The 21966-nt window shown below is 51.6% G+C and carries 21 protein-coding genes, 1 rRNA gene and 1 pseudogene; all 23 read left to right on the plus strand.

Features of this window, described 5'->3' with window-relative positions:
- Positions 1-125: 125 nt before the first annotated feature.
- Positions 126-875, plus strand: coding sequence for a vWA domain-containing protein (locus tag ACI1P2_RS27355; RefSeq protein ID WP_355325893.1), 750 nt, complete (start codon positions 126-128; stop codon positions 873-875).
- The gene (locus tag ACI1P2_RS27360; RefSeq protein ID WP_355325896.1) at positions 859-1797 is read left to right on the plus strand and encodes a serine/threonine protein kinase; all 939 of its coding nucleotides are present in this window, start codon (positions 859-861) and stop codon (positions 1795-1797) included. Before ACI1P2_RS27355 ends, ACI1P2_RS27360 begins: the two co-directional genes overlap by 17 nt.
- Before the next feature lie 44 nt (positions 1798-1841).
- On the plus strand, positions 1842-3305 hold the full coding sequence (gene tilS / locus ACI1P2_RS27365) for a tRNA lysidine(34) synthetase TilS (protein WP_355325899.1): 1464 nt from the start codon (positions 1842-1844) through the stop codon (positions 3303-3305).
- A 44-nt stretch (positions 3306-3349) separates the two neighbouring features.
- Complete coding sequence (gene hpt, locus ACI1P2_RS27370; protein WP_355325902.1) at positions 3350-3889, plus strand: hypoxanthine phosphoribosyltransferase; 540 nt, start codon at positions 3350-3352, stop codon at positions 3887-3889.
- A gap of 97 nt (positions 3890-3986) precedes the next feature.
- Positions 3987-6020: an ATP-dependent zinc metalloprotease FtsH gene (gene ftsH / locus ACI1P2_RS27375; protein WP_355325905.1), complete on the plus strand. Its 2034-nt coding sequence runs from the start codon at positions 3987-3989 to the stop codon at positions 6018-6020.
- A gap of 243 nt (positions 6021-6263) precedes the next feature.
- Positions 6264-7031, plus strand: coding sequence for a type III pantothenate kinase (locus ACI1P2_RS27380; protein ID WP_355325908.1), 768 nt, complete (start codon positions 6264-6266; stop codon positions 7029-7031).
- A gap of 148 nt (positions 7032-7179) precedes the next feature.
- A complete protein-coding gene (gene hslO, locus ACI1P2_RS27385) occupies positions 7180-8064 on the plus strand; it encodes an Hsp33 family molecular chaperone HslO (RefSeq protein WP_355325912.1) in 885 nt (294 codons plus the stop codon).
- 37 nt (positions 8065-8101) lie between these two features.
- Positions 8102-9052: a peptidylprolyl isomerase gene (locus tag ACI1P2_RS27390; RefSeq protein WP_355325915.1), complete on the plus strand. Its 951-nt coding sequence runs from the start codon at positions 8102-8104 to the stop codon at positions 9050-9052.
- Between the two features lie 272 nt (positions 9053-9324).
- Positions 9325-9381: pseudogene (locus tag ACI1P2_RS27395) on the plus strand (helix-turn-helix domain-containing protein); the annotation flags it as partial.
- Between the two features lie 7 nt (positions 9382-9388).
- Positions 9389-9868: an RNA-guided endonuclease InsQ/TnpB family protein gene (locus tag ACI1P2_RS27400; protein WP_355325918.1), complete on the plus strand. Its 480-nt coding sequence runs from the start codon at positions 9389-9391 to the stop codon at positions 9866-9868.
- A gap of 260 nt (positions 9869-10128) precedes the next feature.
- On the plus strand, positions 10129-11067 hold the full coding sequence (gene cysK / locus ACI1P2_RS27405) for a cysteine synthase A (RefSeq protein ID WP_355325921.1): 939 nt from the start codon (positions 10129-10131) through the stop codon (positions 11065-11067).
- A gap of 109 nt (positions 11068-11176) precedes the next feature.
- Positions 11177-12724, plus strand: a complete 1548-nt coding sequence (locus tag ACI1P2_RS27410; RefSeq protein ID WP_355325924.1) for an anthranilate synthase component I family protein — start codon at positions 11177-11179, stop codon at positions 12722-12724.
- 26 nt (positions 12725-12750) lie between these two features.
- On the plus strand, positions 12751-13326 hold the full coding sequence (gene pabA, locus ACI1P2_RS27415) for an aminodeoxychorismate/anthranilate synthase component II (RefSeq protein ID WP_355325927.1): 576 nt from the start codon (positions 12751-12753) through the stop codon (positions 13324-13326).
- Positions 13327-14214, plus strand: coding sequence for an aminotransferase class IV (locus ACI1P2_RS27420; RefSeq protein ID WP_355325930.1), 888 nt, complete (start codon positions 13327-13329; stop codon positions 14212-14214).
- Entirely contained in the window at positions 14211-15068 is an 858-nt protein-coding gene (folP, locus tag ACI1P2_RS27425; RefSeq protein WP_355325933.1) for a dihydropteroate synthase, read from the plus strand. Before ACI1P2_RS27420 ends, folP begins: the two co-directional genes overlap by 4 nt.
- A 75-nt stretch (positions 15069-15143) precedes the next feature.
- Positions 15144-15506: a dihydroneopterin aldolase gene (folB, locus tag ACI1P2_RS27430; RefSeq protein ID WP_355325936.1), complete on the plus strand. Its 363-nt coding sequence runs from the start codon at positions 15144-15146 to the stop codon at positions 15504-15506.
- Positions 15507-15517: 11 nt separating this feature from the next.
- Positions 15518-16066: a 2-amino-4-hydroxy-6-hydroxymethyldihydropteridine diphosphokinase gene (folK, locus tag ACI1P2_RS27435; RefSeq protein ID WP_355325939.1), complete on the plus strand. Its 549-nt coding sequence runs from the start codon at positions 15518-15520 to the stop codon at positions 16064-16066.
- Positions 16018-16248 (plus strand): helix-turn-helix domain-containing protein, encoded by a 231-nt coding sequence (locus ACI1P2_RS27440; protein ID WP_355325942.1) that lies wholly within the window; start codon positions 16018-16020, stop codon positions 16246-16248. The genes folK and ACI1P2_RS27440 overlap by 49 nt, the downstream gene beginning before the upstream one ends.
- A 3-nt stretch (positions 16249-16251) precedes the next feature.
- Entirely contained in the window at positions 16252-17244 is a 993-nt protein-coding gene (dusB, locus tag ACI1P2_RS27445; RefSeq protein ID WP_355325945.1) for a tRNA dihydrouridine synthase DusB, read from the plus strand.
- Between the two features lie 275 nt (positions 17245-17519).
- Positions 17520-17996 (plus strand): transcription elongation factor GreA, encoded by a 477-nt coding sequence (gene greA / locus ACI1P2_RS27450; protein WP_355325948.1) that lies wholly within the window; start codon positions 17520-17522, stop codon positions 17994-17996.
- 105 nt (positions 17997-18101) lie between these two features.
- Entirely contained in the window at positions 18102-19631 is a 1530-nt protein-coding gene (gene lysS, locus ACI1P2_RS27455; RefSeq protein ID WP_355325951.1) for a lysine--tRNA ligase, read from the plus strand.
- A gap of 217 nt (positions 19632-19848) precedes the next feature.
- Complete coding sequence (locus tag ACI1P2_RS27460; RefSeq protein WP_355325954.1) at positions 19849-21186, plus strand: TrkH family potassium uptake protein; 1338 nt, start codon at positions 19849-19851, stop codon at positions 21184-21186.
- A 429-nt stretch (positions 21187-21615) separates the two neighbouring features.
- A 16S ribosomal RNA gene (locus ACI1P2_RS27465) occupies positions 21616-21966 on the plus strand; the annotation flags it as partial.

Raw genomic sequence — 21966 nt, forward strand, 5'->3', positions numbered from 1 at the left:
AGCCATTACCCGGGAAATGGTGATCAGTTGGCGAAAGATAACGATATTCCCGTTTGAAATCGATTCAACCAGGCAATGCTAGAGTCATAGAGGAAGAATCGAGTTCAAACGGGAGGCTGATCTGTATGAAGCAGATGCTAATCATTACTGACGGATGTTCCAATGTCGGACCGAGTCCGGTGACAGCAGCGGCTCAAGCCCTTCAGCAAGGCATTACGGTTAATGTGGCCGGTGTTATTGACTACGGAACGATCGGCGAATGGGGGAGCCGGGAGATTGAGGACATCGCCAGAGCAGGAGGTGGCTTCAGCCGCATTGTCGGCACACGCCAGCTGGCGCACACGATGCAGATGATGACACGGAAAACCGTGGTGCAGACGATCCAGCAGGCAGTAAACAGAGAGTTGAAGAACATTCTTGGCAGCGAAAGCGCGGGTACACTCGAAGAGCTGCCTCCCGATGACCGGGCACGAGTGGTGGAAGTGGTTGACCAGCTATCGGAGACCAGCGAACTGGATGTGGCGCTTGTCATCGATGCCAGTGCTAGCATGAAGCCAAAGCTGCCTGCGGTAGAGGAGGCAATCCGGGATTTGATGCTCAGCCTGCAGGCCAGAACGGGACCGAGCCGCATCACGGTCTTTCACTTTCCTGGCTCACCATATGGAGATGGCGCAGTCTGTGATGTAGAGTGGACGGATGACCTAGGAAAAATAAAATCTTTGTTCGGACGGCTTCCAATGAGAGGGGCTACGCCAACAGGGCCTGCGATTTTGGAAGTGATTGATTATTTCCGATATGTTACACTAGAAAAAGAACAAAGATTGGCAGAAACTTACGGCAAAGGAGAAGGGATATCCGGTGACTACGTCGTCTGATCCCGGTCTGGCACCCGGCACTGTTGTCATGGGCAAATGGAAGCGGGGAAGCTATGTGATTCAGCGGATGCTGGGACGCGGAGCAAACGGAACCGTATACCTGGTAAGGGATGCCAGACAAGGCCGTCAGTATGCGCTTAAGCTGGGAAAGGATGCGCTTGATCTTCAGTCTGAAATCAATGTGTTGACTACCCTGCAAAACCAGGGGAAACAGGCCGCTCTTCAAACCAACGGAGTACCGTCCTATCTTTACGAGGTTGACGATTTCAGATTGAAGGACAGGGATGTTCCTTTTTATGTAATGAAATATGTCAAAGGGGAACCGCTGCATCTTTTCATCGCGCGAAAGGGCGCTCAGTGGCATGGTGTGGCCGGACTCGGCGTTCTGAACCGGCTGGCAGAGCTTCATGAGAGCGGTTGGGTGTTCGGGGATTTGAAGCCGCAAAATATTATGGTGGCTTCCTTCGGTGAAACCGAGCTGATTGATTACGGAGGAGTTACCAGAACAGGGAACAGTGTAAAGCAGTTTACGGAGTGGTACGACCGCGGGTATTGGAATGCGGGGGGCCGCAGTGCCGACCCGCAGTACGATCTATTCTCCTTTGCTCTGCTCACGATTCATATTCTTGAAGGCGAAGCATTGAAGGCTGCGGCAGCCAAGCTGCCTCAGCTGCGCAGCATCTCGGAGCTGACAGGCATCATTGCCCGCAGCCGCACCTTGCGCCCCTACGCTGGCTGGCTGAACTCAGCCCTGCGCGGAGAACACAAGAGTAGCAGGCGGGCTGCCCTTGCTTGGTCGCAGCTGGCCGGAGCCGGGGGACGAAAGGCCGCAGGGCGCAAAAGCAAGCCGAACTGGCTTGGCTTCGCATTCGCAGCTTCTCTGATATTGCTCGCTGGAGCAATCTGGATGGCGCTGCGCTGACAGCGCTGAATACATAACCGATTGGCAGAAATGAGGATTTGGGAATGGAAGGACGATCGTGGCAAGGCATCATCGAACATGTGCTGAACACCTCAGCAGAGCATATGATGTGGGCTCCTGGGGACAGCATTGTAGTCGCAGTTTCCGGCGGCCCGGATTCTGTGGCTCTTTTGCATGCCATGGAGGAAATTTCGCGGCTGCATTTGCCGCTGCGCCTCATATGCGCCCATGTCCATCACGGCTTCAGACCGGAAGAATCCGATAGGGAGGCTGACCTGGTCCGGGATCTGGCGGATAAGCTGAACATTCCGTTCGAGATGGCGCGTGTGGATGTTCCCCGATATATGGAGGATACGGGCAAAGGGCCGCAGGAGGCGGCGCGTGAGCTCAGATACCGCTTTTTGCACGAGACCGCAGCGCGCTACGGGGCGCAAAGCATTGCCCTCGCGCATCATGCGGATGACCAGGCGGAAACTGTCATCCTGCATCTGCTGCGGGGAAGCGGGCCGGGCGGCCTGTCCGGGATGCGTTTTGTACGCCGCGAAAAAAAGGTGCAACTCATCCGGCCGCTGCTTCGTATGTACAAGACGGATTTGATCCGGGCCTGCGAAGAGATGCGATTCACTTATGCCATTGACAGCACCAACGAGCAGCGAAAATACAGGCGTAATGCCATTCGTTTGGATGTGCTGCCTTTTTTGGGGCAATATAATGAACAGTTGGTGCCTTCCCTGAACCGTATGGCTGAAATCATGAGTGCTGAGGACGAACATATGGATACTGAAGCCCATCGGGCCTATGAAGCGCTTGTTCACAATGAGGGAGGCCGTTCTGCGATAAAGGTGTCCCCATTCCGGGAGTTAACCGTCGCTTTACAACGGAGGTTGATTAAACTAATATTAAACTACCTGCCTTCGGACAGTGAAAATGTGGATTTTCACAAAATTGAAGCGGTGAGGCGTGGGATGATCCAAAATCATCCGACGACATGGAGCCTTGATTTGGGTGGCACGACCGTAGCAATACGGGAATATGATACGGCGAGTTTTTTTACCCGCGCGGAACAGACCTTGACGGCTTCGGCTGTATATCATCATGAAATCCATGGTGCTCCGGACAGCGGTTTCATCCGGCTTCCCGATGCCAGGGGTGTGATTTCCTGGAAGAGGCTTGCAGATTCGTCTGAATTCCGTATTCCCATGGGTCCTAACGAGGCCATGCTGGATGAAGGATCTCTGACCTTTCCGCTGATTATACGAACACGCGCACCGGGGGACACGATGCACTTGATGGGATTAAACGGCAGTAAAAAGGTGAAAGATATTTTTATCGACGACAAGATACCTCCTTCCCTGAGGCCGTTTATTCCCTTGGTATGTGACGGCTCCGGAGCCGTATTGTGGATTCCAGGTGTCCGGCGCTCGCCACATGCCGCCGTGCAAGCAAATACATCTTCGGTTATTTATATGTCTTGGCAACCCGAAGGTGGGACGGTGACCGGTGATTGAGCGGTTGCGGATAACATAAGTATACATTTAGGAGGTTCACTCAGTTGCACAATGATATTCAGGAAGTTTTAATCAGTGAGGAAGAAATACAAAATAAAATCAAGGAGCTGGGCGCTGAGCTCAGCAAACGGTACGAGGGTAAAAATCCTTTGGTCATTTGCGTGCTTAAAGGCGCGTTTATATTTATGGCTGATTTGGTTAAAACCATTACTGTACCCCTTGAGCTTGATTTTATGGCAGTTTCCAGCTACGGGGCCTCGACGAAATCGTCGGGTGTCGTCAAAATCATCAAGGACCTGGATCAATCCGTTGAAGGACGCGATGTCCTGATTGTTGAAGATATTATTGACAGCGGGCTGACACTCAGCCACTTGATCGAGCTGCTCAAGAACCGCAATGCCAGCTCGGTGACGGTGGTCACATTGTTTGATAAACCGGCCCGCCGGACTGTCAATCTGGAAGCTGACTTTACCGGCTTCACCCTTCCGGATGCGTTTGTGGTCGGCTACGGGCTGGATTACAGTGAGCATTACCGCAACCTGCCCTTTATTGGGATTTTGAAACCGGAGATCTATTCCAGCTAACCCAGCCTGAGGTCCTAGGACCGGCAGAGGAGCGTTTGTTGAGAAGCCCTGACAGGCTATGGTAAAATAACTTGAGCGTCTTGAGAGGAGGTAGGGGATGAATCGGTTCATCCGGAATTCTGGTTTTTATTTGATTCTTTTTTTAGTCGTGGTGGGCATCGTACATTTTGTCAGCAATGGTAACGAAGCTGCCGATCTCCCTAGATATGATGAACTGCGGCAAGAGATAAAAGATAACAATATCAAAAGTGTCACAGTTCAATTTGACGGCAATGCCTATCTCGTAACCGGTACGTATAAACAAAAGCCGGCTGATGCTACTTCCGATAATTTTTCGGTGTATATTCCTCCTACCGATGCGGCAGTCAACGAAATTATTAGTTTGAGTGAGCAGAACGACTTTAGTTTTGTGATGAAGCCGATGGAAGGACAGAGTATCTGGCTGACCTTTTTGACATCTATCATACCGCTTATCATTATGTTTATTCTCTTCTTCTTCCTGTTTAATCAGGCTCAGGGCGGCGGCGGCAAGGTCATGAATTTTGGCAAGAGCCGTGCGCGTTTGTATAACGAAGAGAAGAAAAAGATAACGTTCGAAGATGTTGCCGGAGCAGACGAAGAGAAGCAGGAACTTGTCGAAGTGGTGGAGTTTCTGAAGGATCCGCGCAAATTCGCGGCGGTGGGCGCACGCATTCCAAAAGGTGTCCTGCTTGTAGGCCCTCCGGGTACCGGTAAAACGCTCCTTGCCAGAGCTGTTGCCGGCGAAGCAGGCGTGCCTTTCTTCAGCATTTCGGGTTCTGACTTTGTTGAAATGTTTGTCGGTGTCGGTGCTTCACGTGTGCGTGACCTGTTTGAGAACGCCAAGAAGAACGCGCCTTGTATCATTTTTATTGACGAGATTGACGCTGTCGGACGCCAGCGGGGCGCAGGCCTTGGCGGCGGGCACGACGAGCGCGAACAGACGTTGAACCAATTGCTTGTTGAAATGGACGGATTCGGAGCGAATGAAGGCATTATCATCGTCGCAGCCACCAACCGCCCTGACATCCTGGACCCTGCCCTGCTGCGTCCGGGACGTTTTGACCGTCAAATTACAGTGGACCGTCCGGATGTTAAAGGACGTGAAGCGGTACTGAAGGTTCATGCGCGCAACAAGCCGCTGACCAAGGACGTCAAGCTGGACGTCATTGCGAAGCGCACTACCGGCTTTACTGGAGCGGATCTGGAGAACCTGCTTAACGAGGCCGCGCTGCTTGCAGCACGCCGCAACCGCAAGGATATCTCCATGATCGAAGTTGATGAAGCTATTGACCGTGTTATCGTCGGTACCGAAAAGCGCAGCCGCGTGATCAGCGATCGCGAGAAGCGGATTGTCGCTTACCACGAAGCGGGCCACACCATTGTCGGTTACTTCCTTGAGCATGCGGATATGGTGCATAAAGTGACGATCATTCCGCGCGGACGTGCCGGAGGATATGTGATCATGCTTCCGAAGGAAGACCGTATGCTGACTACGAAGCAAGAGCTGTTGGATAAGGTTACCGGCCTCCTTGGCGGCCGTGTATCGGAAGAACTGTTCATCGGTGAAATCGGAACAGGCGCTTACAGCGACTTCCAGCAGGCAACCGGCATTGTCCGCAGCATGATTGTGGAATACGGTATGAGTGAGAAGCTTGGCCCAATGCAGTTTGGAACATCCCAAGGTCAAGTCTTCCTGGGCCGCGATATCGGCCATGAGCAGAACTACAGTGATCAGATCGCTTATGAGATCGATCAGGAAATGAACCGTTTCGTTACGGAATCTTATGAACGCGCCAGAGAATTGCTGACCAAGCATTCCAAAGAGGTTCATTTGATCGCCCAAACCCTGCTTGAGCAAGAAACACTGGAATTGGATCAAATCAAGCAGTTGATTGAAACGGGTTCTCTGGATGGAAGTGGAGACGAGGGTGGAAAGCCTGATAATGGGCAGCCAACCATCGACAGCATTGGAGATGTTCGCGTACGGATTCAAGGCCAGGATGACAAGGCCGGAGGAAATACGAACGACATTCCGAATGATCTGCCTAACCGCCAAGATCCTGACAACACTGGCAACTCAGGCGGCGGAACACCGCCAACCAACGCATAAACCCCGGAAAGTCTGGGTGCACAAGGAGTCCTAAAAGGTCCATTGACCTGGGGCTCCTTTTTAATGTTCCAAGGCACTCCGAGAACGAAGCATTACTCCCATTGTTGTTGTCCCCAAACTTCAAATTGTTTTCAGCGGGAATGATACCTTCAAAGAAATTGACAGACTGCGTAACGTTGTGTACATTTGAAGGATGTTTAGGTTTACTGTTGTTAGAACGGGAAGAAAGAAGGGTGATCCCTATTGATTCTTGTAGTTGACGTAGGAAATACCAATATCGTATTGGGTGTGTACCGCGGCCGTGAGCTGCTTCATCATTACCGAATCAGCACGTCCAGACAGGCAACGGAGGACGAGTATGGGGTGCTGATCTATAATCTGTTCCACATGAAGGGCATCTCCGTCAACCAGATCGAAGGCGTTATTATTTCTTCCGTTGTGCCTCCGCTCGTGAGGGTGCTGGAACAAATGTGCGCAAAATATATAGGGAAGAAACCGCTGGTGGTAGGTCCCGGCATTAAGTCAGGTCTGAATCTCAAGTATGAAAATCCGCGTGAGATAGGTGCTGACCGGATTGTCAACGCAGTAGCGGCGGTGGATCAATTCAAGGGACCGCTGGTGGTTGTTGATTTCGGCACGGCCACAACCTTTGACTGCATTGATGCGCACAGCAATTATCTTGGCGGGGTTATTGTGCCCGGGATTGGAATTTCCACCGAGGCGCTGTACCAGCGTGCCTCCAAGCTGCCGCGCATTGAGCTGGAGAAGCCTAAGAAGGTGATCGGTCGTAATACCGTAAACGCGATGCAGGCCGGGATCATTTTCGGTTATGCCGGTCAGGTGGACGGAATCGTGGAGCGGATCAGGCAGGAAATGGGGGCCGAGCTGAAGGTTATCGCGACCGGAGGGCTGGCAGAGCTCATCGCCGGGGAAACGAAGTCCATACAGGAAGTTTGCCCGCTGTTAACCCTGGAAGGACTGCGAATCATCTACGAACGGAATCAGGATTAGTGTGCATAAAGGAAAATCAGGTGCCGCTCAAACCTGCCGGCCTATGCCCGGTTTGGATTGGCGGCGCTTTTCGTCTATAATTGGAAAAAGAATAACAACACGTAAAAGCCGGAAACGGCTTTTCACATAAAAGGAGCTGTCACACATAATGGATAAACTACAGGACCGGTTAATCCGGGGAACGGCGCTGGATGGCCGCGTCAGAGCTTTTGCCATCCGCACAACAGAGCTGGTTGAAGAGCTGCGCCGCAGACACGATACCTATCCTACAGCGACTGCCGCGATGGGCAGGACGGTAACGGCGGCAGCCATGATGGGAGCCATGCTGAAAGGCGAAGAGAAGCTGACGGTACAGGTCAAAGGCGACGGTCCCATCGGCCAGATCGTGGCGGATGCCAATGCCAAAGGGGAGGTCCGCGGATACGTGGCAGAACCTCATGTTCACCTGCCCAGCAACAGTATGGGCAAGCTGGATGTGGCAGGCGCTGTAGGCACGAGCGGTTTCATCCATATCACGAAGGATTTGGGGCTGAAGGAGCCTTACCGGGGCAGCATTCCTATCATATCGGGCGAGCTGGGGGAAGATTTCACCTATTATTTTGCTAAATCGGAACAAACACCTTCTGCCGTTGGATTGGGCGTTCTGGTAGATACCGATAATTCCGTGATTGTTGCGGGCGGATTTATCATCCAGTTGCTGCCGGGGCTGAGCGATGACGAAATTACGGCAATTGAGAACGCAGTAGGCGCTGTTCCACCGGTAACCACGCTGCTCGACCAGGGCTTGGAGCTGGAAGAAATGCTGCGCTGGATGCTGCCTGACGTTCAGGTGTTGGACAGCATGGATATTCGTTTTCAATGCCAATGCTCTGAAGAGCGGGTGGAGAAAACGCTGATCAGCCTGGGTCAGCATGAACTGGAACAGCTGATTGCCGAAGAAGGACAGGCGGAGGTTGTTTGCCATTTTTGCAATGAGGCCTACCGTTTTGATAAAGATCATTTACAGCGGCTTTTGGATCAAGCTAAAGCGTAAAGAAGTACAATAACTCGGGGAAGAGTGAGCGATTGGGATGACAAGACAGGAGAAGGGTTTACTGGCGGCTGTCGTTGTCTTGACCATCAGCGTTCTGGTGTTGGGCGGTTTAATAGGTTACAGAGGACTGCAGCCCGCGCGGGATAACGGGGAGGCTGATGCGGATCTCAAGGATGAGGGATCGCACGCTGCTGCCATCATCGGTGACGACACGATATCTGAACAGGAATGGGTAGAAGAGCTAAAGAAGCGGTATGGAAAAAATATGCTTCTGGAGATGCTGAACCGTAAGGCGATCGCTCTGGAAGCCAAGTCGCAAGGAATTCAGGTTACAGAGGAAGAAATTCAGGAAAGATTGAAGAAGCAAATGGAAGGATACGTGTCGGAAGAAGCCTATTATGAAGAAATGCAAAACCAGTTCGGCCTTTCCCGAGACGATTTAGTCCTTGAAGTTATGTACCGGATCAGCCTGGAGAAGATTGCGACCCTGGGAATCCGCATTGATGATCAACAGGTTGACAGCTATATCCGGGAACATCCGGATGAATACAGCTCCCATAAACAATTGGATCTGGCCTGGATCACCGTTGACAAAAAGGATCAGGCGGAAAACATATTGGACCGTCTGGATAAAGGCGAGGATTTTGCGGAGCTCGCGCGCTCTTACTCTACAGATCAATTCTCCAAGGATAACGGCGGCTCATTGGGGTGGACAGACGAGGACGATCCCTTCCTCCCTGAGACCGTTATGGAGACGGCCAGAGGGATAAACCCCGGGGAAAGCGCCGGGCCTCTGAAGGTGCCTAATGGATATGCCATTGTGTATGTTAAGGATATACGAATGGAGGATACCGAGCTTCCGCAGGAAATCCGCCAGGAGGTCCGCAAGGAGCTGGCACTGCAGCAGGCCGGGCCGCTTGATGAGTTGGAAAAGAACCTCCGCTCGAAGTATGGCGCAAGAATTACGGCTGATTTCCCTTCTTCTTGATGATACAAACTGTCCCGGTTTCATCCCGGTTGGAGGCATGTTTTTTAACATCTTTCCGTGAGAAGTCCCCTTCCTCTGAGCCTATGCTTTCGAAGCGAGTTTTGTTTGAAGTTTATTCAGGAAGCAGCGCTCACAAAACTTTGAGTAGGGGATGAATCTCGGTTAGGCGAAGCCTAAATGCACTTGTCTATTGTATGAGGCGCGCGCTTTCCTAGTCGAATGTTTGTGTGATATGATGGGAATATACGTTCTCATTAAGGCGGTGACCCATCGTGCAAATCACGTATCAATTTCGCCTCTACCCGACCCCCGGACAGGAAGAACTGATGATCGAAGGTGGACAACCCGCGGCATCTGCGAAGAGCGGAGAAGCGGTTCAGACGAGCCCAGCGGCGGCTATCCCGCAACCGGCAGAAAGCCAAACGGAAAGTCGCGAGCACCCACCAGAAAGTGGCGCGGCAGCGAAAAGATTTCTTGCACAAACAATCGCATCGCATCGTTCAGGAACATGACCTGATGGCGGTGGAGCAGCTGAAAGTGAAGAACATGATCCGTAACCGCCGGCTGTCCAAAAGCATCTCGGATGCCGGATGGCGAATGTTCATCACCTATCTGTCATATAAAGCCGCAAGACAGGGGAAGCGACTCGTACAAGTGCCCGCCCACGGGACATCGCAAACCTGCATATGCGGTGCGGATGTTCCCAAAACGTTGGCCATCCGGCTTCATGAATGCGAAGAATGCGGATTGGTGCAGGACAGGGACATCGTTTCGGCCCAGGTCATTTTGCAGCGGGCTTTGAACATCGTAGCGTGATGGACCGAATACCGTAGGGAGGGTTTGCCCCGAACGGGATGCGTGCCGCATCGAACGCTTGTGGAGATCCAGTCAGACCTTTCCTACAGAAAGGCAGCGATCGTCGAAACAAGAAGCCCCCGCCTCTTCAGGCGGTGGGAACATTCACAGAAGCATGGTTGACAAATCCGGGCTGGATTGATATGATTACTAGTAAAACCTACCTATTTACTCGGAAATCAGAAGTGAAAATATAGCCATCTGCCAAGGAGGTACTTAGTATGCCTAAAGTCGTCAATAACGTTACAGAACTTATCGGAGGAACACCGCTTGTCCGTCTGAACCGCATCGTGCCGGAAGACAGCGCGGAAATCTATGTAAAACTGGAATATCAGAATCCTGGATCCAGTGTAAAGGACCGCATCGCTATCAGTATGGTCGATGAAGCGGAGAAGGAAGGTGTTCTTAAGCCGGGCGGAACGATTATTGAGGCAACCAGCGGCAATACGGGCATCGGCCTGGCGATGGTAGCGGCAGCCAGAGGCTACAAAGCCATTATTGTTATGCCTGAAACGATGAGCTTGGAGCGCCGCAATCTGCTGCGCGCTTACGGAGCGGAGCTTGTGCTGACACCAGGATCCGAAGGCATGAACGGTGCGGTTAAGAAAATGGAAGAGCTTCTGAGCGAAAATCCGGATTACTTCGCTGCTGAGCAGTTCAAAAACAAGGCTAACGTAAAAATTCACCGCGAAACTACAGGTCCGGAGATCGTGGAAGCCATTCAATCCATCGGCGGCTCGCTAGATGCCTTTGTAGCAGGTATCGGCACAGGCGGTACGATCAGTGGTGCTGGAGAAGTGCTGAAGCAGGAATTCCCTGATATTAAAATCGTAGCGGTCGAGCCGGCAGCTTCCCCTATTCTGGGAGGCGGCAAACCAGGTCCTCATAAAATCCAGGGCATCGGAGCGAACTTTATCCCTGAGATTCTAAATCAGGATATCTATAATGAGATCATTCATGTCGAGAACGAGGAAGCCTTTGAAACGGCTCGCAAGGTGGCCAAAGAGGAAGGCATCCTGTCCGGTATCTCCTCGGGAGCAGCTATTTTCGCAGGTCTGAAGGTGGCTAAAGAATTGGGCAAAGGCAAACGTGTGGTTGTCATTGTTCCAAGTAACGGCGAACGTTACCTCAGTACTCCTTTATACAATTTTGAAGCATAATTGTCATGATGAAATCCCTCACTCCTGCAGGGCAGGGGCGGGGGATTTTTTTGGATACTCAAAGCGGACAATATTACAAGATGCAGCACAGAACAGGGGATTTATTTGAATGATAAAAAAGATGACCATACCTATCTCGGATTGGCAGGCATGGCTGCAGGAAGGCTGGACCATGCTGCCGTTGATTGCAGAAACCGATTGGCAGGAAGGACTTCCTGCGGAATGGACGGAGGCCTGGCAGGCGGCTTCTCCCTATTCTTTTGTGCTGGAGAGCGGAAAAGAGGGGCGTTATACCTACTTGGGATTGAGGCCTGAGGCAGTTCTGACTGGCAAAGACGAGGAAGCGAAGTGGGTCGAGCTCGACAACGGGAAGGAAGGCAGATTAACGGGCCCGCCCCTGCAGGTCCTGGGGGCATGGACAGCCCCTTTCAAAGCGCCGCGACTAGAGCATCTTCCGTTTTTCCACGGCGGCTTTGCAGGTTTTCTCGCCTACGACGTAGCCCGTTCCCTGGAGCGCCTCCCTGTGTCTGCTGCGGATGATACCGGCCTGCCGGATTATGTGTGGATGCGGATGGATGAGATATGGATCTATGATCATCAGGAGCGGAGGCTTTACTGTGCCGTTCATACTCCGGTTCCGCCCGCTGCACAGGAAGCTCGGCTTCCGGAGTTGTATCATGAAGCGGTACAACGCACGGAAGGGATGCTGGGCTTATGGCAGGAGTTGTTCAAGGGCGAGACCGGAAACCTTCGCAGGGAGGTCCGTCTAAGCCGGATCAGCGCGGACCCGGACGCCGGGGGCCATGCCGGGCTGGAGGATTGGGAAGCGGCCTTTCCGCAGGACAAATTTGAACAGGCGGTACAGCGCATCCAGGAGTATATTGGCCAGGGCGATGTGTTCCAGGTCAATCTGTCGCTCCGCCAGCAGCGAAGGCTGACTTCCATGCCTGAGGACATCTATGAGTGGCTGCGTCTGCTGAACCCGTCTCCCTACATGGGAATGCTTCGGACTCCCCATTTCACACTGGCGAGCGGCTCGCCTGAGCTGCTTGTGAAGCTGGACGGAGGCCGGGTGGCTGCCAGGCCGATCGCGGGGACAAGGCGGCGCGGGCGGACGCCTGCCGAGGATGCGGCGATGGCGGAGGAGCTGCTGAGCAGCGAGAAGGAGCGGGCCGAGCATATTATGCTCGTTGATCTGGAGCGCAATGATATCGGCCGGATCGCCGAGTATGGCACCGTTCACGTTCCGGAACTGATGACAGTAGAATACTATTCGCATGTCATGCATCTCGTTTCGCAGGTGGAAGGCCGGCTGGCTAAGGGTCGCAATGCGATCGATGTCATTGCAGCCATGTTTCCCGGAGGAACAATTACTGGAGCGCCCAAAGTCCGCACGATGGAAATTATCGAGGAGCTGGAGCCGGTCCGCCGTGGTCCGTATACCGGATCCATGGGGTGGATTGACTATAACGGCGATATGGAATTAAATATTATTATTAGAACGCTCGCCGTCAAGGACGGCATGTCATATATACAAGCCGGCGCCGGCATTGTTATCGATTCTGATCCATACCGGGAATACAGGGAATCGCGCAATAAAGCCAAAGCCGTCATGAAGGCTGTACAGTACAGTGAAGAAGAATCCGCTTCAAGCTAGTGACACGAACAGGGGGATGACGGAACATGATACTGGTGATCGATAATTATGATTCCTTTACGTATAACCTGGTGCAATATCTGGGTGAATTGGGTGAGGAAGTTACGGTCAAACGCAATGACGAAATTGATTTGCAGGGGATTGAGGACATGGCTCCGGATCATATCCTGCTCTCGCCGGGGCCTTGCACCCCCAACGAGGCGGGAATTACGCTTGATGTCATCTCGCGTTTTAAGGGAAAAATTCCGATTTTCGGCGTATGCCTCGGACACCAGGCCATCGGACAGGCATTCGGCGGCAATGTCATCCGAGCGGAGCGGCTTATGCATGGCAAGACATCACCGATTCTGCATCATGGCAGCTCGGTCTTCGAAGGGCTTCCGTCTCCGTTTACGGCTACCCGCTACCATTCACTGCTGGTGGAGCGAAGCAATCTTCCGGATTGCCTGGAGATCACTGCCGAAACGGCGGAAGGCGAAATTATGGGCCTGCGGCACACAGAATTCGATGTGGAAGGCGTGCAGTTCCATCCGGAATCGATCATTACGGATCACGGTCATCAAATTCTGCGCAACTTCCTGAAGCGTAAAGTGGGCGCCTGAATGAAATATATCGGAATGAACGGTGTTTTGACCGATGCCGCCGCTGCCGTGGTTCACGTAAGTGATCACGGCTTTTTGTACGGTATGGGCCTGTTCGAGACTTTTCGTACATATAACCGCCAGCCTTTTTTGCTCGACCGGCATTTGCGCAGAATGTCCGAGGGCTGCAGAATGCTTGACATTCCGTTTGAAGTGGATGAAAAAGGGCTGGCAGAGCTAATCAGCCGCTTAATGGAGGCCAACGGCTTAGAGGACGCCTATATCAGGTATACGGTTTCGGCGGGAGAGGAGGCGTTTGGCCTGCCTGCCGGGAGCTACAGCCGTCCAAATCACATTTTATTTGTGCGTGCATTACCTCTGCTTTCTCCTGACCCGGCCAAGCGCAGCAAAGCGCTGTACCTGCTTCATACCCGCCGCAACACCCCGGAGAGCGGGGTGCGGTTGAAATCGCTGCATTATATGAACAATATTATGGCCAAACGTGAGCTGGCCGGATACGAGGGAGCTTCTCCCCTTCCGGCGGAGGGTCTGATGCTGACTGCTGATGGTTTTTTATGTGAAGGGATTGTAAGCAACCTCTTTTTTGTCAAGGATGGGGTATTGCATACACCGGAGCTGTCGACAGGAGCACTGGGGGGCATCACCCGCGAATTTGTTCTTGAGCTGTCGCGCAGCTGTGGAAAACATGCCTTGGAGGGGTTGTATACCTGGAATGATCTCATTGAGGCGGATGAAGTGTTTTTGACAGGCTCGGTTCAGGAAATCACCCCCGTGATTAGGCTGGTTGAACCGCACGGGGAGGTCAGGCAGGTCGGGAGCGGAAAGTATGGCCCGGTTACAGAGCTTCTTCTCAAGGCCTATCATCAGAAAGCAGGGGTTAATGTATGAATCCGATTATTTACAAGCGCAACTATGGATGTGGGGATATTCAACTGTCATTGGGTGACTCAACATTGATTATGGGCATTCTCAATGTAACACCGGACTCTTTTTCCGACGGGGGGCACCACAATACGGTAGAACAGGCGGTTCGGCATGCCCTGGAGCTTATGGAGGACGGGGCAGATATCATCGATATCGGAGGCGAATCAACGCGTCCCGGACATGAACCGGTCAGCCTGGACGAGGAGCTGTCGCGCGTGATTCCCGTAGTGGAAGCGCTGCACCGCGAAGCGCCGCATATTCCGCTGTCCATTGATACCTACAAGGCGGAGGTGGCTCGGCAATCGCTTGAAGCAGGAGCCCATATGATTAATGATGTATGGGGCTTCAAGGCTGATCCCGATATGGCGGGAGTGGCCGCGGCCCATGGCTGTCCGGTCATTCTGATGCATAACCGCACCAACCGCGATTACACGGATTTAATGGCAGACATACAGTCCGACCTGCTGGAGAGCGTTCGAATCGCTGAAGATGCCGGTGTAAGGCCGGAACAGATTATTCTGGACCCGGGCATAGGCTTTGCCAAAGATTTTCATGAGAATCTGCGGACGATGGCCTCTCTGTACAAGTTGGGTGGACTGGGATACCCGCTGCTGCTGGGGACGTCCCGCAAGAAATTTATCCGTACCGTGCTAGATCTTCCGGTTGACGACGTAGTGGAAGGCACGGCTGCCACGGTCGCCTTTGGCATTGCCCAGGGCTGTCAGATTGTGAGGGTGCATGATGTACGTCTGATCCGGCGTACGGTACAGATGTGTGATGCCATGCTGTATGTATCTCCCGAGCTGCAGAGAAGATAAACCTAGAAAATATGTATTAATAAAAGATTAGTCGTGCAAAATAATCGAACCTTTAAAAGGCGGAGGAGTTAGTGTATGGATAAAATGATACTCCAGGGCATGGAATATTACGGTTATCACGGGGTGTTCCCCGAAGAGCGCAAGCTGGGCCAACGGTTTTATATCGATCTGGAGTTAAGCATGGATTTGCGGGAAGCCGGTGAACACGACGATTTGGGCAAAACCGTGAACTATGCCGAAGTGCATGAGCTGGTCAAGGGCATTGTGGAAAAGCAATCGTTCCAATTAATTGAAGCCTTAGGAGAACGTATTGCATCTTCCCTACTGGACACTTATACTAGTGTCAATGCACTGACAGTTAAAGTCACGAAGCCGCATCCGCCTTTTGATATTCATTTCAAGGGTGTCACTGTGGAGCTCCATCGGACAAGAAAGTGAAGGTGGGCGACATGAATGCTCATACGACCTCTGAGCCATCAGAGGCTTATATTGCTTTAGGGGCTAATTTGGGGGACCGCGAGCATACCCTGCTCGAAGCGATCGGGCGTCTGGATGCTCATCCGGATATTCTGGTGCTGCGCTGCTCCGATCTCTATGAGACGGAACCGGTGGGCTATGTGGATCAGCCTTCTTTTATAAATATGGCTATTGCCGTAAGAACCACATTAAGCCCGCAGGAGCTGCTCCGCTGTATGCTGCATACTGAGCAGGAGCTTGGCCGTGTGCGCAGCATACGATGGGGCCCCCGGACGGTTGATCTGGATTTGCTGTTTGTGGAGGGGGTTACGCTTCAGACCCCTGAGCTGGAGCTGCCTCATCCGAGGATGGAGGAGCGGGCCTTTGTCCTGATTCCTTTAGCAGACATTCTGATTGAAAACGATCTGTCTGGTTTAACAGAAATCGTACAGTCAGCAATGAGAAAACTGGATGGAAAGGACGGCATACAGCGTTGGAAAACTTGCAGCTGGCGCAGCGCCTCCGCGCCTTCCGGAAGCTGAAGGGCTTCACCCAGCAGGAGCTGGCCGATAGAACAGGCATATCCCTCGCCGTGCTGGGATCCATCGAGCGCGGTAACCGGATGGCCGAACAAGATATATTAGATACGATTGCACAGGCCCTGGGAATAACAACTCAAGAGCTTCAACCTCATACGGAACATGTAAAAAGGAGTGAAAATTGAGTTATGCTGAAAATCGGCGATATTGAAATGAAAAACCAGGTCGTGCTCGCTCCCATGGCCGGTGTATGCAACCCGGCATTCCGCCTGATCGCCAAGGAATTCGGAGCCGGGCTTGTCTGCGCTGAGATGGTCAGCGACAAAGCCATCGTTCACGGCAATAAGCGCACCCGCGAGATGCTGTACGTGGATGAGCGGGAAAAGCCGCTCAGCCTGCAAATCTTCGGCGGTGACCGGGAATCGCTTGTGGAAGCTGCCAAAGTTGTTGATCAGGAGACCAATGCTGATATTATCGATATTAATATGGGCTGCCCTGTTCCCAAAGTCACCAAATGTGATGCGGGCGCACGCTGGCTGCTGGACCCGAATAAAATTTACGAAATGGTGTCTGCTGTAGTGGACGCCGTCAATAAACCTGTTACGGTCAAAATGCGGATCGGCTGGGACAGCGAGCACATTTATGTGGTCGAGAACGCCAAGGCAGTGGAGCGTGCGGGCGGTAAGGCCGTCAGCGTTCATGGGCGTACCCGTGAGCAGCTTTATACCGGGCATGCGGATTGGAGCTACATCAAGCAGGTGAAGGAATCGGTTTCCATTCCCGTTATTGGCAACGGTGATGTCGTGACACCAGAGGATGCCCGCCGTATGCTGGATGAAACGGGATGCGACGGTGTCATGATCGGACGGGGCGCTCTCGGCAATCCGTGGATGCTGTATCGTACGATTCAATACCTGGAGACCGGGGAGCTCCTGTCTGACCCTGCAGCAGAAGAGAAAATCCGTGTGGCCATCCTGCATATGGACCGTCTCGTTGCTTTGAAGGGCGAAGCGGTGGCTGTGCGGGAAATGCGCAAGCATCTGGCCTGGTACCTGAAAGGGCTGAAAGGCTCAGCGCGTGTGAAAGACATGGTAATGGAAGAAACAAAGCGCGATGAAATGGTGCAAATTTTAGTAAACTTCGTTGCTGAGCTCGACAACCCGGCGACTCTTGTATCCTGATCGTGCAGTCGGATGGAGCAGGCTGTTTCATTTGGCTGGCGGTGAACTTACCTCTTGATAAAAGCATAGGGGGTAAACATCTGGGTTTAATTGACTTTTCCATATGCTTGCCATATAATCTTTCAGTATAAAATTCTGATTGAGCTGCTTTGATGCAAGTATCACCCTTACAGCAGCAGGGAATGTTCTCATTCTCCCAGATCGGCATATAGTGTGTAAACAGCGTGCATCCTTATGCACATTTAACTTTTTCCATGACAGGAGAATCGGTTGAGATGAGCGATAAAGAAGTCATTCTGACACAGGAAGGTCTCAAGAAGCTTGAAGACGAGCTTGAGAACTTGAAGTCGGTTAAGCGCCGCGAAGTCGCGGAGCGGATCAAAATAGCCATCGGTTACGGTGACATCAGCGAGAACTCCGAGTACGAAGATGCCAAGAATGAGCAGGCGTTTATCGAAGGCCGTATTATTACGTTGGAGAAAATGCTGCGCAACGCACGCATTATTAACAGCGATGAGATTGACACGGATACCGTAGGAGTCGGTGCAATCGTTACGGTTGAAGATCTGGAGTTCGGGGATATCGTGGAATATACGATTGTCGGCACAGCCGAATCCAATCCGCTTCAAAATAAAATTTCCAATGAAAGCCCCGTTGGCAAAGCGATTTTGGGCAAGAAAAAGGGAACGATCGTTGACGTAAATGTGCCTGCAGGCGTCATCCAATATAAAATTGTGGATATCAAAAAATAAGGCAACTGATTTTAGTTAACAAAAAAGCTTCCTTAGGGAAGCTTTTTTCTCTAGGATATATAGCGGATAGCTCCGCTACTTAGAAGAAGGAGATGAAAGCTTACAATGTCGGATGAAAACATGAACCAAGAACCGCAGGAGAGCCGCGAGGAATTAAGTGAGCTGCTGCAGATTCGCCGTGCCAAATTGGACGAGCTGCGTGCGCTCGGGATTGACCCGTTTGGCCGCAAATACATCAGAACAGGTGAAGCGGGGGCGCTTCTGAGTGAGTACGATGCTTTGACCAAGGAAGAGCTTGACGAAAAGCATGTCGAAGTCAGCATCGCGGGCCGCATTATGGCCAAACGCGGTATGGGTAAAGCCAGCTTCGCTCATATTCAGGACCTGAGCGGACGAATTCAAATTTATGTTCGTCAGGATACCGTTGCCGAGGAAAAATATAAAGCGTTCACCATTCTGGACCTGGGTGACATTGTCGGTGTTAAAGGGGTTCTATTTAAAACCAAAACAGGCGAAACGACCGTCAAGGTGCTGGATCTGGAGGTTCTCTCCAAGTCTCTGTATCCTTTGCCGGAAAAATACCATGGCTTGAAGGACGTGGAGCTGCGCTACCGCCAGCGTTATGTGGATCTGATCATGAACCCGGAGGTGCAGAAGACATTTATCACCCGCTCGCGGATCATTCAGTCCATGCGCCGTTATCTGGATTCCCTCGGATACTTGGAGGTGGAAACGCCGACATTGCACGCGATCGCAGGCGGGGCGGCGGCCAAGCCGTTTATTACTCATCACAATGCGCTGGACATGCAACTGTATATGCGTATTGCCATTGAGCTGCACCTGAAACGTCTGATCGTAGGCGGTCTGGAGAAAGTATATGAAATCGGCCGTGTATACCGGAACGAAGGAATTTCCACCCGTCATAATCCGGAATTCACCATGATTGAGCTTTATGAGGCTTATGCCGACTACAAGGATATTATGGAACTGACGGAAAATCTGATCGCTCACATTGCGAAAGAAGTGCTTGGATCGCATAAAATTATGTATCAGGGCCAGGAAGTCGATCTGACTCCGCAGTGGCGCCGGGTATCGATGGTTGACGCGGTTAAAGAAGTGACCGGTGTTGACTTTGGTGTTCACATGACTAATGAAGAGGCGCACAGGCTGGCTAAAGAACACAAAGTTGGAGGCGTGGAGCCGCATATGACCTTCGGTCATATCCTGAATGCTTTCTTCGAGCAATTTGTAGAGGAAACGCTGATTCAGCCGACTTTTGTGACAGGGCATCCTGTTGAGATTTCTCCGCTCGCAAAAAAGAATGAGCAGGATCCACGGTTTACGGACCGTTTTGAGTTGTTTATTGTAGCCCGTGAGCACGCTAATGCTTTCACAGAGCTGAATGATCCGATTGACCAGCGGCAGCGTTTTGAAGCGCAGCTGCTTGAGAAAGAGCATGGCAACGACGAAGCCCATGAGATGGACGATGATTTCATTCGTGCTCTGGAATACGGAATGCCGCCAACCGGCGGACTGGGCATCGGCGTGGACCGTCTCGTTATGCTACTGGCGGATGCGGCGTCCATTCGGGATGTCCTGCTGTTCCCACACATGCGCAACCGTTCTGCAGAATAATCGGCAGCACTGGCACTATATCTATATCCAAGGACAAAGAGGAACGGCCGGACAACCGCGCTTGCTCCTCTTTGTCTAAGATTATAGAGTTTATAAATTTTCAGCGGGGCTGAACAATTCTATAATCGCAAGAAAAACTACTGCTAAAGGCGGTCTGTCTTCTTAGAATGTACGACGTTAGACGTTTTTCTTATGATGCGATGGAGAGATGAATGACATGAGATTCAGCGTGAAAATGACGAAGATGGCATCTCCCCCTCTGATCCTGGTGGCGGGCTTGCTGGCCATTATTACCGTTGGAACCCTGTTGCTGATGCTGCCGGCAGCATCCCACGGCGGACATTCTCTGCATTGGATTGATGCCTTATTTACAGCGACCTCGGCTGCATGTGTCACCGGGCTGGTAGCGGTTGATGTTAATACTACATTTACTGTATTCGGTGAGACTGTCATCATGATTTTGATGCAGCTCGGCGGGCTGGGGTTCATGACCATGGCTACATTGTTTGCGCTGGTGCTTGGGCGGAAACTGTCTTTAAAGGACAGATTGCTGCTCAAAGAAGCCATTAATGCGGACAGCATGGAAGGCATTGTGCGAATAATTCGTAAAGTGATGATCTTCTCCTTCACAATTGAGGGGATAGCAACCGTAATACTTGCTTTGCGCTGGATGGCGGATATGCCTGTAGGACAAGCTTTTTATTATGGATTGTTTCACGCGGTATCGCTATTTAACAATGGGGGCTTTGACCTGTTTGGAAACAGCTTTGTCCAATACAGGGGGGATTGGCTGTTTAACCTGGTTGCTTCTGTTCTGGTTATATCAGGCGGATTGGGCTTCATCGTGCTCAGTGAGCTGTTTGATTTTCGCCGCACACGCAAATTGTCGCTCCATTCCAAGCTGGTACTGTCGGTTTCAGGCGGATTGATTGTCATCGGTGCTGTCGTTATTTTCGTGTTTGAGTTTACGAACATGCGTACACTCGGGCCGTTGAATTTGGGGGAGAAATTGTACGCGTCTATTTTTCAATCGGTATCGACGCGTTCTTCTGGCACAAGCACGGTTGATATTACAGGGCTGAGGCAAGCGACACAGTTTTTCATGATGCTGTTGATGTTTATTGGCGCTTCTCCCGGTTCAACGGGCGGAGGAATTAAAACGACCACATTCATCATCATGATGGGGGCGATCATCGCTATGGTGCGCGGAAGAAATGACATTGTCTTTTTTAAATACCGTGTACCCAAAGTAATGCTGATGAAGGCTTTAACGATTATTATCATTTCTTTGTTGATCTTTATGCTCGTAGTAATGCTGCTATTAACGACGGAGGATGCTCAGTTTCTTCCATTGGCCTTTGAGGCGTCATCTGCGATCGGGACGGTTGGGTTATCGGTTGGAGTGACTCCGCAACTGACGGACATTGGCAAGCTGATCATATGCGCAACGATGTTCATCGGCCGGATCGGCCCACTTACGATAGCGTACGCCCTCAGACCAAAGTCGGATAAGCAACTGTACCGTCATCCGGAGGGGCATATTATTATTGGATAAGTGAAAGGCACCTGATTTGTCAGGTGTCTTTTTAAAGAAAAGGGTTGCATCATGTGTTGTAATGTGATAAATTATAAGTCCGGCCAAGAAAGGCTAAGCCTTTTGAAATAAAATTTTAAAAAAAGTGCTTGCTTAGTTGGTTGGTGTGTGTTATGATATAAAAGTTGCTGATGCGGTAAGTTGAAGCGACGATAAAGTTTGATCTTTGAAAACTGAACAACGAGTGAGTAGGTTTTACATCGTAAAACCGACCCGCGAAGTCATTTGGTTCGTGTCTATGACAGAACGAATGACGGAGCGAACATTGAGATATTAATCTCGTCAGATTCAAATGAGCTTAATCGCTCTTTCGATAACGCTCACCGAATGTGATTCACTCAGTCGAGTGGAACCCGAATCCGGTGAGGACGATGTTACTTCGTAACATCTTTATTGGAGAGTTTGATCCTGGCTCAGGACGAACGCTGGCGGCGTGCCTAATACATGCAAGTCGAGCGGACTTGATGAGGAGCTTGCTCCTCTGAGAGTTAGCGGCGGACGGGTGAGTAACACGTAGGCAACCTGCCCTGAAGACTGGGATAACTACCGGAAACGGTAGCTAATACCGGATAATTCATGCTGCTGCATGGCAGCGTGATGAAAGACGGAGCAATCTGTCACTTGAGGATGGGCCTGCGGCGCATTAGCTAGTTGGTGGGGTAAAGGCCTACCAAGGCGACGATGCGTAGCCGACCTGAGAGGGTGATCGGCCACACTGGGACTGAGACACGGCCCAGACTC

Origin of the sequence: Paenibacillus jiangxiensis (assembly GCF_046098255.1) — a bacterium.
Lineage (GTDB): Bacteria > Bacillota > Bacilli > Paenibacillales > Paenibacillaceae > Paenibacillus > Paenibacillus jiagnxiensis.

Excerpts from the sequence above, each read along its gene's own strand:
- ACI1P2_RS27390 (WP_355325915.1), top strand. The coding sequence starts at position 8,102 with ATGACAAGACAGGAGAAGGGTTTACTGGCGGCTGTCGTTGTCTTGACC.
- ACI1P2_RS27410 (WP_355325924.1), top strand. The coding sequence starts at position 11,177 with ATGATAAAAAAGATGACCATACCTATCTCGGATTGGCAGGCATGGCTG.
- lysS (WP_355325951.1), top strand. The coding sequence starts at position 18,102 with ATGTCGGATGAAAACATGAACCAAGAACCGCAGGAGAGCCGCGAGGAA.
- pabA (WP_355325927.1), top strand. The coding sequence starts at position 12,751 with ATGATACTGGTGATCGATAATTATGATTCCTTTACGTATAACCTGGTG.
- cysK (WP_355325921.1), top strand. The coding sequence starts at position 10,129 with ATGCCTAAAGTCGTCAATAACGTTACAGAACTTATCGGAGGAACACCG.
- ACI1P2_RS27355 (WP_355325893.1), top strand. The coding sequence starts at position 126 with ATGAAGCAGATGCTAATCATTACTGACGGATGTTCCAATGTCGGACCG.
- greA (WP_355325948.1), top strand. The coding sequence starts at position 17,520 with ATGAGCGATAAAGAAGTCATTCTGACACAGGAAGGTCTCAAGAAGCTT.
- folK (WP_355325939.1), top strand. The coding sequence starts at position 15,518 with ATGAATGCTCATACGACCTCTGAGCCATCAGAGGCTTATATTGCTTTA.
- folB (WP_355325936.1), top strand. The coding sequence starts at position 15,144 with ATGGATAAAATGATACTCCAGGGCATGGAATATTACGGTTATCACGGG.
- dusB (WP_355325945.1), top strand. The coding sequence starts at position 16,252 with ATGCTGAAAATCGGCGATATTGAAATGAAAAACCAGGTCGTGCTCGCT.
- tilS (WP_355325899.1), top strand. The coding sequence starts at position 1,842 with ATGGAAGGACGATCGTGGCAAGGCATCATCGAACATGTGCTGAACACC.
- hslO (WP_355325912.1), top strand. The coding sequence starts at position 7,180 with ATGGATAAACTACAGGACCGGTTAATCCGGGGAACGGCGCTGGATGGC.
- ACI1P2_RS27460 (WP_355325954.1), top strand. The coding sequence starts at position 19,849 with ATGAGATTCAGCGTGAAAATGACGAAGATGGCATCTCCCCCTCTGATC.
- ACI1P2_RS27420 (WP_355325930.1), top strand. The coding sequence starts at position 13,327 with ATGAAATATATCGGAATGAACGGTGTTTTGACCGATGCCGCCGCTGCC.
- ftsH (WP_355325905.1), top strand. The coding sequence starts at position 3,987 with ATGAATCGGTTCATCCGGAATTCTGGTTTTTATTTGATTCTTTTTTTA.
- folP (WP_355325933.1), top strand. The coding sequence starts at position 14,211 with ATGAATCCGATTATTTACAAGCGCAACTATGGATGTGGGGATATTCAA.